Source organism: uncultured Campylobacter sp., from assembly GCF_937997595.1.
In the GTDB taxonomy this organism is placed as follows: domain Bacteria; phylum Campylobacterota; class Campylobacteria; order Campylobacterales; family Campylobacteraceae; genus Campylobacter_B.
This window is the reverse complement of the sequence record NZ_CALKTS010000340.1, coordinates 1-10,236: the sequence shown is the minus strand read 5'-3', so window position 1 is coordinate 10,236 and position 10,236 is coordinate 1. Positions and strand designations below refer to the sequence as shown.

Annotated in this window: 11 protein-coding genes and 1 pseudogene; 9 read left to right on the top strand and 3 right to left on the bottom strand. The window is 49.7% G+C overall.

Features of this window, described 5'->3' with window-relative positions; all coding sequences use genetic code 11:
- Positions 1-16: 16 nt before the first annotated feature.
- From Q0614_RS11520 to Q0614_RS11500, 5 genes are all read left to right on the top strand, one after another.
- On the top strand, positions 17-628 hold the full coding sequence (locus tag Q0614_RS11520) for an FKBP-type peptidyl-prolyl cis-trans isomerase (RefSeq protein WP_298788843.1): 612 nt from the start codon (positions 17-19) through the stop codon (positions 626-628).
- 8 nt (positions 629-636) lie between these two features.
- On the top strand, positions 637-1,581 hold the full coding sequence (gene fabD / locus Q0614_RS11515) for an ACP S-malonyltransferase (protein WP_298788841.1): 945 nt from the start codon (positions 637-639) through the stop codon (positions 1,579-1,581).
- Entirely contained in the window at positions 1,578-2,276 is a 699-nt protein-coding gene (locus Q0614_RS11510) for a 5'-methylthioadenosine/adenosylhomocysteine nucleosidase (RefSeq protein WP_298788839.1), read from the top strand. Before fabD ends, Q0614_RS11510 begins: the two co-directional genes overlap by 4 nt.
- Positions 2,273-3,022, top strand: coding sequence for an ATP-binding protein (locus Q0614_RS11505; protein WP_298788837.1), 750 nt, complete (start codon positions 2,273-2,275; stop codon positions 3,020-3,022). Before Q0614_RS11510 ends, Q0614_RS11505 begins: the two co-directional genes overlap by 4 nt.
- 1,103 nt (positions 3,023-4,125) lie before the next feature.
- Positions 4,126-5,592 (top strand): aldehyde dehydrogenase family protein, encoded by a 1,467-nt coding sequence (locus Q0614_RS11500; RefSeq protein ID WP_297894493.1) that lies wholly within the window; start codon positions 4,126-4,128, stop codon positions 5,590-5,592.
- A 43-nt stretch (positions 5,593-5,635) separates the two neighbouring features.
- On the opposite strand, the gene Q0614_RS11495 is transcribed toward Q0614_RS11500, so the two are convergent.
- From Q0614_RS11495 to Q0614_RS11485, 3 genes are all read right to left on the bottom strand, one after another.
- Entirely contained in the window at positions 5,636-5,992 is a 357-nt protein-coding gene (locus Q0614_RS11495; RefSeq protein WP_298788835.1) for a hypothetical protein, read from the bottom strand.
- A 472-nt stretch (positions 5,993-6,464) separates the two neighbouring features.
- Positions 6,465-6,797 carry a hypothetical protein gene (locus tag Q0614_RS11490; protein WP_298788833.1) on the bottom strand — a complete coding sequence of 111 codons (333 nt, stop codon included), beginning with the start codon at positions 6,795-6,797 and terminating at the stop codon, positions 6,465-6,467.
- 3 nt (positions 6,798-6,800) lie between these two features.
- Positions 6,801-6,953, bottom strand: coding sequence for a hypothetical protein (locus Q0614_RS11485; protein ID WP_298788831.1), 153 nt, complete (start codon positions 6,951-6,953; stop codon positions 6,801-6,803).
- 451 nt (positions 6,954-7,404) lie between these two features.
- On the opposite strand from Q0614_RS11485, the gene Q0614_RS11480 reads away from it, so the two are divergent.
- The 4 genes and pseudogenes from Q0614_RS11480 to Q0614_RS11465 form a co-directional block, all read left to right on the top strand.
- Complete coding sequence (locus Q0614_RS11480) at positions 7,405-8,931, top strand: thiamine-phosphate kinase (RefSeq protein WP_298788829.1); 1,527 nt, start codon at positions 7,405-7,407, stop codon at positions 8,929-8,931.
- Positions 8,932-8,977: 46 nt separating this feature from the next.
- Positions 8,978-9,124, top strand: coding sequence for a hypothetical protein (locus Q0614_RS11475; RefSeq protein WP_298788827.1), 147 nt, complete (start codon positions 8,978-8,980; stop codon positions 9,122-9,124).
- Positions 9,121-9,558, top strand: a pseudogene (locus Q0614_RS11470) (DUF417 family protein). Before Q0614_RS11475 ends, Q0614_RS11470 begins: the two are co-directional and overlap by 4 nt.
- 412 nt (positions 9,559-9,970) lie before the next feature.
- Positions 9,971-10,236, top strand: a 266-nt coding sequence (locus Q0614_RS11465) for an isoaspartyl peptidase/L-asparaginase (protein ID WP_298788826.1), incomplete at its 3' end; no start/stop codon positions are given.

Genomic DNA, 10,236 nt, shown 5'->3' with positions numbered 1-10,236 from the left:
TAAACAGGAGAAAACTATGGCTAACAACCGAGTTATAAAGATGCATTATGAGCTAAAAGACGGCAAAACCGGCGAAATTTTAGAGTCAAATTTAAACTCCGACCCGATCGCCTTTCTTAGCGGCAAAGATCAAATCATCCAAAAGCTGGAAGATGAAATTTTAAATCTACAAGCGGGCGAGAGCAAAACGGTTCTAATAAGCCCGAGCGACGGGGTCGGCGAGTATAGAGAAGACGCCGTGCAGATCCTGCCTAAAGAGCAGTTTGCGGGCATTGATCTGGTCGTTGGTATGGAGCTTTTCGGCCAGGCGGAGGACGGCGCGACTACCCGGGTGAGCGTTAAAGCTATCGGCGAGCAGGATGTCACCATCGACTTTAACCACCCATATGCGGGCAAGGAGCTGGAATTTAACGTGAAAATCGTCGAGAACCGAGAAGCGACGGCGGATGAAATTCTTATCGGACAGCCGGAGGGCGCGCACAGCTGCGGCTGCGGACATAATCATCACGAGGGGCACGAGTGCTGCGGCGGACACGGACACGATCACGCAGAGGATCACGAGTGTTGCGGAGGCCATGGACATGCAGACGGTCACGAGTGCTGCGGCGGGCACCACCACGAGCATTAGGATTTTTTATGAAATTTGCTTTTATCTTCCCCGGACAGGGCTGCCAAAGCGTAGGCATGGGCAGGGAGTTTTACGAGAACTCCGCCTCTGCGTGCGCGCTTTTGGATGAGGCTTCAGACTTTACCGACATTGATTTTAAAAATTTACTGTTTGAGCCTAGCGATAAGCTCGACGTTTCGGAATTTACGCAACCCGCGATTGCATTAAATTCTATGATGGCGCTTGCGGCGCTGCAAGAAAGAGCGGATCAAGAAAAGCTTAACATCGCTCCGCAGTTTTTACTAGGACATTCGCTGGGCGAGTTTAGCGCGCTAAGCGCTGCGGGAGGCATGGAGCCGAAGCAGATGCTAAAGCTAGTAAATATTCGCGGCAGGCTTATGCAGAGCGCCTGCGAGGGCAAAGGTGCCGGAATGATGGTGATCTTGGCTCTTGCCGACGAGGCGGTCGAGAAAATTTGCGCGGATGCGACGAGCGCAGGCAAGCAGGTTTGGGCGGCGAATTATAACTGCGACGGGCAGATCGTGGTCGCTGGCAAAAAAGATGATCTCGCAGCACTCGAGGGCGAGTTTAAAGCCGCGGGCGCAAAGCGCGCGATGCTACTTAATATGAGCGTCGCGAGCCACTGCCCTATGCTACAAAGCGCCAGCGACGAGCTTTTGGAATTTTTACGCCCCGCGTTAAAAGAGAGCTTTGCCCCTGTCATCGCTAACGCCACGGCGCGCGCATATAGGACAAAATCCGAAGCGCTAGAGCTACTGAAAGCCCAGCTTATTGGCCCTGTGCTTTACAAGCAAAGTATCAAAAATTACGAGGGTGAGGCGGACTGCTTCGTCGAGTTCGGCGCGACGGTTTTAAAAGGGATAAACAAAAAGATCACACAAAAGCCGACCTTCAGCATCATGGATCTTGCGAGCCTAGACGAGTTTCTGAAATTTGCAAAGGAGAATAGATGAAAGTTGCGATCTTAGGCGCGATGCCCGAAGAGATCGAGCCGCTGCTGTCCGCGCTGCGCGAGCGGGGTGTGAGCGTGGAAGCTGTGGAGCACGCGAATAATAAATTCTACGCCGCTAAGCTTAACGGCCACGATCTAGTGATCGCGTATTCGAAGATCGGCAAGGTAAATTCCGCCCTGACCGCTACGGTTATGATCGAGAAATTCGGCGCGCGCGCGCTCATTTTTACGGGCGTCGCGGGGGCTTTGAAGCACGGCATCAAGATCGGCGAAATTTTATACGCCACCTCGCTCGTGCAGCACGATCTGGACATCACGGCGTTTGGGCATCCGCACGGATTCGTGCCTGGAAGTAAAATTTCAGTCCAAACCGATGCGAGGCTAAATTCTATCGCGCAAAGCGTCGCTGAGCAGCTAGGCATCACGCTAAAATCGGGCGTCATCGCTAGCGGTGATCAGTTCGTAAGCGGCGAGGAGCGCAAGAGCTGGATCGAGCAGACATTTGACGCGAGCGCGGTCGAGATGGAGGGAGCGAGCGTAGCGCAGGTGTGCGACGCGCTGGGCGTGCCGTTTTGCGTGCTGCGCGCGATAAGCGACGAGGCGGGACACAAAGCCGAGTTCGACTTTGACGAGTTTATGGTAAAAAGCGCGCAAACGAGCGCAAATTTCGTCCTAAAAATGATCGAAAGGTTATGATAAACCTCTCCAAAAAGTTACTGCGCCGGGTCGGACAAACCAACGCCAAATACAAGATGTTCGAGCGCGGCGATAAAATTTTACTAGCTCTTAGCGGCGGTAAGGACAGCATGAGCTTGGTGCACGTGCTGAAGCACTTCCAAAGCGTAAGCCCGCTAGATTGGGAGTTTCGAGCCGTTACCGTCACCTACGGTATCGGCGAGGATCTGCGCGAGATAAGCGCCCATTTTAAAGAGCACGAGATCCCCTACGAGATAATCGATACTAAAATTTTTGAATTCGGCAAGGAAAAGATCCGCGCAAACACCACGTTTTGCAGCTTTTGTTCGCGTATGAGGCGCGGATACATCTACTCCTACGCGCTCGAGCACGGCTTTAATAAGATCGCCATCGCCCACCACCTCGACGACGCCGCGGAGAGCTTTTTTATGAATTTCACCTTCAACGGCGCGCTTCGCACCCTCGCTCCGCGCTACGTCGCCGAAAACGGGCTTGTGATCATCCGTCCGTTCATTCTCACGCGCGAGCGCCAAATCGCAGCCTGTGCCAGAGATAACGCGCTTCCGATCATGCGCGAGGAGGAGGTTTGCCCCGCGAGGCAATATGGCGGCAAGGAGCCCACCGCTCGCGCCGCTACGAAGGAGCTTTTGGCGCAGTACGAAAAGGCCCATCCGAGGTTTTTTATCAGCCTGCAAGCCGCCTTCGCCAACATCCACGAAGAGACCTTTTTCGAGCCTAAATTTTAAAATTTTAAGCGGTCTGCACTCTCCTGCTCAAACGAATTCAAAGCGCGCAGTTTTTGCGATAACATTAGTTTCGTACGCCTAGTTCGATTTTTTGGCTTAAATGAGCCTGACACACGCAAGAGCAGTTGTTTCCCTGTGCTCGAACGAACCGCGAGCCGCAGCGCGAGCGTTGGATCACTATGTTTAGGTTGCGGTGCGAGCGATTGCGCTCCTGCAATCTAGGTTGTGTGTGAGCCACGGCGAATAGCTATTCTCCCTGCGTCCGACTGCGCTAGAGTGGTTAGGCTTCTGCGTCTGAAACTGTACACACGAGCTGCGCGAACAGTTACCTCCCTCCCCCATTCCGAGAGCGTTACGTCTTCTGTACCCGATAAGCTACGAGCGAAAGCGGGTTACGCCGCCTGCATCTACTTTTGCAAAACAGCTTCGGCTGCTTTCGGCGCCGCACTTTCGTCTTGCTCGGATGTCGCCCATGTCCAAGCGAGTTTTACGGGCGAGCTTTAGGAGGCTTGCAAAGTTTGCGCGAAAGATAGTTGTAGAAATTTTATCTCAAAAAATGTTTTAGAAATTTAATCCTGCAAAATTTTAAAATTTTATCGGAGGCTGCCTTTCTGGCTACGGGCGCGACCGATTGCCGCGCGCTGTAAATTTAAACCGCCCGCCCGATCCGCTAAAGATAGTTTTAGAAATTTATTCCGCAAAATGTTTCTAAAATTTTACCTTACAAAATTTCAAAATTTTAACGAAGCCGAGTTCAAAATTCCGACGGAGCTAAATTTTAAAATTTCAAAGCAACCGAATTTTAAAATTTAGCAAAGCCGAATTCTGAAATTTTATCGTAGCCAAATTTTCGCTCTCGTTTCATAAACGTTACATTTTGAAATTTCGCCGCTCGCTCTCGGTTAAATTTCGCGCCGCTTCAAAGCCGCTCAAAACCTCCGCTGTCGCGCGCGTAGATTAAATTTTAAAATTTCGCGCACGTCGCATTGCTTCTCAAATTTACACACTACGAAATTTTAACCGATTTTCGCTCCGAAATTTATGCCGCATTAATCGCCGCGGATATATAATATTAAATGTCATATTTCACATAAGGAGTAAGCATGGCTACAATCCAACCAAGCTATAAGCTTTTCATCGACGGCGAGTTTGTGGGTGCCGAAGGCGGCGCGAGCCTAGACGTTTTTAATCCCGCTACAGGCGAGAAAATTTCAAAGATCGCAGATGCTAGCAAGGCGGACGTCGATAGAGCGGTCGCCGCAGCTCGCAAGGCGTTTGAGAGCTTCCGCCGCACTAGCGTTTATGAGCGCAGCGCGCTGCTAAACAAGATCGCCGACGTCCTAGAGCAAAACGCCGAGTTCATCGCCACCGTAGAGACTATCGACAACGGCAAGCCGATCCGCGAGACGCGCGCGGTCGACGTAGCGTGGTCGATCGAACATTTCCGCTATTTTGCGGGCGTGATCTTGGGCGAGGAGGGCAGCGCCAATATGTTAAAAGAGCGCTATCTATCCGTCGTCTTGCGCGAGCCGATCGGCGTAGTAGGACAGATCGTGCCGTGGAATTTCCCGTTTTTGATGGGCGCGTGGAAGCTCGCTCCGTTACTTGCCGCGGGCGATACGTGCGTATTTAAGCCAAGCTCCGAGACCAGCCTTAGCATTTTGGAGTTCATCCGCCTAATCGCACCGCTACTTCCAAAGGGCGTCATCAACGTCGTAACCGGCAAGGGAAGCAAGGCGGGCGAGTTCGTCCGCACCCACAAAGGACTCGATAAGCTTGCATTCACCGGCTCTACCGAGGTCGGCAGAGGCATCGCGCTAGCCGCGGCACAAAAGATCATCCCCGCTACGCTTGAGCTCGGCGGCAAGAGCGCAAACATCATCTTTGACGATTGCGATTTCGACGTTGCGATCGACGGCGTGCAGCTGGGAATTCTTTTCAACCAAGGTCAGGTCTGCTGCGCGGGAAGTAGGATCTTCGTGCAGGAGGGCATTTACGATAAATTCGTACCGGCGCTAGTGGAGAAATTTAAGCGCATCAAGGTGGGCGATCCGCTCGATCCGAACACCCAGATGGGATGCCAGATCAACAAAAAGCAAGCCGATAAAATTTTAGAGTACGTAAAAATCGGCGTAGAGGAGGGCGCTAAGATCGCCGTGGGCGGCAAGCGACATAGCGCGGGAGAGGCTTTTGTCGAGCCTACGCTACTCGTGGACGTGCGCAACGACATGCGCGTGGCGCAGGAGGAGATCTTCGGTCCTGTGGGCGTCGTGATTAAATTTAAAGATCAAGACGAGCTCGTCCGCATGGCAAACGACAGCCTCTACGGACTAGGCGGCGCCGTATTTACGCGCGACATCGCAAAAGCGCTCACGGTCGCACGCCTGCTTGAGACGGGTCGCGTGTGGGTCAATACCTACAACCAGATCCACGCCGGCGCGCCGTTTGGCGGCTACAAAGAATCGGGCATCGGTCGCGAAACGCACAAGATGATCCTGGATCACTACACCCAGACCAAAAACATCTACATCGACACGATCTCCAAACCGAGCGGCTTTTACGAGCAGTAAGGGCTTAGCGCGGTATCTCGGGCGGTTTACGCCGCCCGAAATTTTATTCTGCTTGACTCGATTGAGTATTTAATTTTAAGATTAATATAGGCTCATCATTTGGCAGTAAATTTTTATTTGCCAACCTTATGCCTTTATAAACATTTATCGTGATTTTAACATTTGGTATGTCGGTAACTTTTGAAAAATTATTTAAGAGCAACTTTATATCATCATCTCTAGCGCCATAAATGTTTACTATACTCTCATATCTATTGGTAATTTTTCCACAAGACCAAGAACCGCCTAGATGATTTAAATCTCTTATTCCTTCAAATATTATTTCTTCTGCTTTGTCGTTATACTGATTCCGACATTCCCTACCGTCGCAGCCGAATAATATAAATGCGGCGACTATCAAAAAGAAACACTTTGTAAATTTCAGTATTTCATTTTCCTTAATTTGATTTTGTGTCTAATTTTACGGTTAATATATTCTTGCTAAATGGTGGCGGAGTTTTGCTGCCCCATTTCCAATATCTCTCATAAACCGATATAGTAATTTTGACATTTGGAATTTGTGCCGCTTCTGCTACATTCTTTAATAAAGTTTCTAAATCATCGTTGCTAGGTCCGTAAAAATTTATGAAGTATTCATAGTTGTCAATAGACCCGCACGTCCAATCTCTATTTTCCTTATCCTTTAAATTATCGGTTATAATAGAAAACGCTTTATTATTGTATTCGTTGCGGCATTCATTACCGTCGCAGCCGAATAGAACAATCGCAAAAAAATATTGCAACAAGAAATTTTATGGCGAAATTAAAAAACCCGCCTGTTTTTATAGTTTGACAACTGCGATCGCAACCCATTTTTGCTCCTCATATAAAATTTATTCATATTTAAAATTTTTAAAATTGAAATATCTTACATTGCGTTCTTTTAGTAGAATTTCCAGCTTTTCAAAATCATCGCTCGCTATGTAGTCCATCGGTATAGAGATTGAGCCTAGATAAATCAATATATCATAAATTTTAGGCTTAAGTCTTATGGCTAAAATTTGTTTAAATGATATAGGAATTTTATATGCGGTGAATTCCTTTATATCTGTAAGCATGATAACTTTTTCCCAGAAAAGATATTTCACGACTATGCGATCATCGTAGCACGCAATAAATTTAAAGCAATTCGGGATAATCTCTGCGTAAAAAAGCCCGATTAGCATCACTCAGCCTACGATAGGCGCATAAGGCTTGTCGAGCATTATAAAAATAACGGCTATGTAAAATTGTAAAATTTTAACTACCGAATAAAAAGGCCCATAAAAACGCCTAGCCCTTTTTACGATTAGCAGCAGCTCGTCCGGTTTCGTATCGTTCATTTTATCTCCTTGCTTGCGTGCCGCATTACGGCTTTAAATTTAGTGCTAAATTCTATCTTTGCTACGCTTACGCAGCGTTTAAATTTAATCTCGTTGCGGCTGCGCTAAATTTTAAAATTTCAAGCTCGCCGCTTTAAAGACCCGTCATCTGAGCGAGTGTGCATAGGCGGGTGCATGCAAGAAATAAACTCGTATTGTTTTATCGCGGGCCTCGTTCGCACCGAGCCACACCAAAGTCTCAAAACTCACGCGATTTCCAATTTTGCTATCTAGCCGCACTGAACCGCAGCCAAACTCGCGCGGTGAAAATCTAAATTTACGCTATAATCTTGCAAAGCGGAGCATAGAACTCCTGCCGCGCGTATGCGATGAAATTTAAACAAAGGCCCGCAAATGCGGGCTTCTTAGCTTTCGCGCGGCTGCGGCGTAACGCTAATTTAACGGAGGGCGCATGGATAAGGAGCGGTATATTTTTGAGAAATTTAGATCGAAGCTTAATGGCGATGATTGCGCCGTAATCGGTGAGCGGGCGTATTGCAAGGACCTTTTCGTCGAGGGCGTGCACTTTCGGCGCGGCTGGCTGAGCCTGCGCGAGATCGGCGCAAAGGCGATGCTTGTAAACATCTCGGATATGATCGCGACCAATGCGCGCGCCAAATACGCTCTGCTAGGGCTTGCGCTGCCGCGCGAGATCGGCACGCGCGAGATCGACGAGCTATGTGCGGGCGTGAGCGAGACGGCGCGGGAGTGGGGCATACGGATCATCGGCGGCGACACGATCGGCTTGGATCGTATCGCGCTTAGCGTAAGCCTGATCGGCAAGTGCAAGCGCCCCGTGTTTCGCAGCGGCGCGCGCGTGGGCGATCTCATCGCGCATACGGGCGAGCTAGGCGGCGTCGGGCGCGATCTGGCGGTGCTTTTAAGAGATGAAATTTCGCCCGCTAGCTCGCAGACGCAAAACCGGGACGATAAAATTTCGTCGGTGCAAGGTCTAAGCGATGAGTCGCAGGGTCTGAACGCCGAGGCTTCGGCGACACAAAATCCTGGCGATGAGGTGCGAAGCTCGGGCGATAAAATTTCATCTGCGCGCGCCGAGCCGCAAAGCCTGGACGCCGAAAATTCGGCGCAAAATTCCGTGTCGCGGAGCAGAGACGATCGTAAGAGCCCTACGGCGCAAGATAGCGGGCTGCAAAGCGGCGGCTATGACGACTCTGCCGGTAAAATTTCTACGCAGTTCGACAACGAAATTTCTACGCAGAGCTTTGATGGCAAAATTTCTGCGCCGAGCCCTGATAACGGAAATTCTACGCAAGATTTGGATGCTTACACCGCGTGCAGCGTGTCGCAGGGCTCTATAACACAAAATTTAGATACTCACGCTTCGTATGACGGCTTGCAGGGCTCCGCGACGCAAAATCGGGACGCGGAGTTTTTTGAGCAAAATTTTACGACGCAAAATTTGAGCGTAGGAAATTCTATCGGAAATTTTATTGCGCAAAAATCCGCAGCGAATTATACGGCGCAAAGCCTCGCATGCGAAAATTCTACGTTGCAAAGCTCTGCAGGCGAAAATCCTGTGCCGGGTAGTGGCTCATATCGCTTGCGCGAGGATCTGCGTGCAAAAATTTCAAAGAATTCGCGCTTCGTTAGGCCTGTTTTGCGCGATAAGTTTTTTTACAAGGCGGCGAAGTTCATCAGCGCGGCGATGGACATTAGCGATGGGCTCGCGCAGGATTTGCCCCGACTGCTCGAGGCTAGCGGCGTGGGTGCGCGCTGGATCGCCCGCCCTAGCGAGGCTGCGCTGCAAAGCGGCGAGGAGTACGAGATTTTGTTCAGCTTCGCGCCGAAGTTTTTGCCTAAAATCTATGCGATTGCCGCTAAAACGGGCGTCGCGATCAATATCATCGCCGAGGTTTGCCCGCGCACGCCGCAAAGCTCGATGGAATTTCGCGGCAGCTCACACCACTTCGCGCCTTGAAATTTTGCCGCGACCGCTTTAAATTTTAAGGCGCGTAGCATGGAATTTGAAATTTCGCAGAGCCACGAAATTTTGTGGAGGCGTAGAATTTTATGAAGCCGAGGAATTTGAAATTTGGAATTTCGCCCCTTTACGTAGCCTACACGCAAGCTCGCTATCATACCGCTACAAAATTTACAAAGGAGCCGTATGAGGGAGATCGTAAAAAAATTTGTCGCAGGCGACGCGGATATTATATTCGCCAGACTTTCCGTTATCATCGTGCTTGCCGTGATAGGCAACTACAAGTGGTTTGAGTTCGAGGTGGAGGCTTTAAAGCCGCTTTTTTCGCAGACGTAGCTTTCGTTTTTGCCGTCAGCGCTCGGGGACGCCGGCGCGAGCTATTTTTTGGGCGTGGTAGAGACCGTGGGTTATCTCTCGCTCATCGCGGGCTTTTTCAAGCCGAAGGCGGGCATCGTGGGCGATCTCATCGTGATCGTCATGGCGCTGAGCACGCTCAGCCTACTGCCGCAGCTAGGTAAGATCGACGGCTTTATCTTTAAAGACCTTTTCTTGCTAGGCCTTGGCTTGGTGCTGCTAAAATACGACCTGGCGCGCCTTTGTCGCGGAGAAAAAAGCTGCGATTGAGCCGTCAAAACATATTAGCGTCGGTTCCGACGCAACACTAAATGATCGCGCACGGCGAGCTTGAGGCGTTTGATTTGAGGCCTGCTTTGCCGGCGGATGCGTGCTTGAGCTTGCTAGCGTAGTATCCTTTAAAATACGGCCGCACGCTAAAATTTTATGACGCGCGGTTGAAATTTATCGAGCTGCAGTAATTAAATTTTACTGACGCACAAACTCAAATTTATAAAATTTAAATCGATCCATCAGATTGTGCCACAAATTAAACCACGTTAAATTTGGCAACGGAAGCTTAATTTTAAGCTCAAAGCATTAGATTTAGATCCAGCCAAATTCGCATTTGATTAAGCGAAAAGAAAAGTGCAAAGTTATATCATTTCTTAGGAATTCTGCAATTTTTTCGAAAGGATGAGATATGAAGCACTTTTCACTCTCAAAGGCCGTTTTTATGGCGGCGAGTCTGGCCCTGCTCGGGCTAACGGCTGCGAATGCGCAGGAGAAATTTTTCCCGGTTATCGTCATTCACGGCGGCACCAGCGGGCTTGATCTAACCAAGGAGGAATTTAAAATCCGCGAAGAGCCGATGAAAAAGGCGCTTTTAGCGGGTCAAGCCTTGCTTGAGAAAGGCGGCAGCGCGATGGATGCCGTAACGGCGGCGATAATGGTGCTTGAGGACGATCC

What these genes read in the sequence shown, in the direction of transcription:
- Q0614_RS11520 (WP_298788843.1), top strand. Translation starts at nt 17, where the DNA reads ATGGCTAACAACCGAGTTATAAAGATGCATTATGAGCTAAAAGACGGC.
- fabD (WP_298788841.1), top strand. Translation starts at nt 637, where the DNA reads ATGAAATTTGCTTTTATCTTCCCCGGACAGGGCTGCCAAAGCGTAGGC.
- Q0614_RS11510 (WP_298788839.1), top strand. Translation starts at nt 1,578, where the DNA reads ATGAAAGTTGCGATCTTAGGCGCGATGCCCGAAGAGATCGAGCCGCTG.
- Q0614_RS11505 (WP_298788837.1), top strand. Translation starts at nt 2,273, where the DNA reads ATGATAAACCTCTCCAAAAAGTTACTGCGCCGGGTCGGACAAACCAAC.
- Q0614_RS11500 (WP_297894493.1), top strand. Translation starts at nt 4,126, where the DNA reads ATGGCTACAATCCAACCAAGCTATAAGCTTTTCATCGACGGCGAGTTT.
- Q0614_RS11490 (WP_298788833.1), bottom strand. Translation starts at nt 6,797, where the DNA reads ATGCTAATCGGGCTTTTTTACGCAGAGATTATCCCGAATTGCTTTAAA.
- Q0614_RS11485 (WP_298788831.1), bottom strand. Translation starts at nt 6,953, where the DNA reads ATGAACGATACGAAACCGGACGAGCTGCTGCTAATCGTAAAAAGGGCT.
- Q0614_RS11480 (WP_298788829.1), top strand. Translation starts at nt 7,405, where the DNA reads ATGGATAAGGAGCGGTATATTTTTGAGAAATTTAGATCGAAGCTTAAT.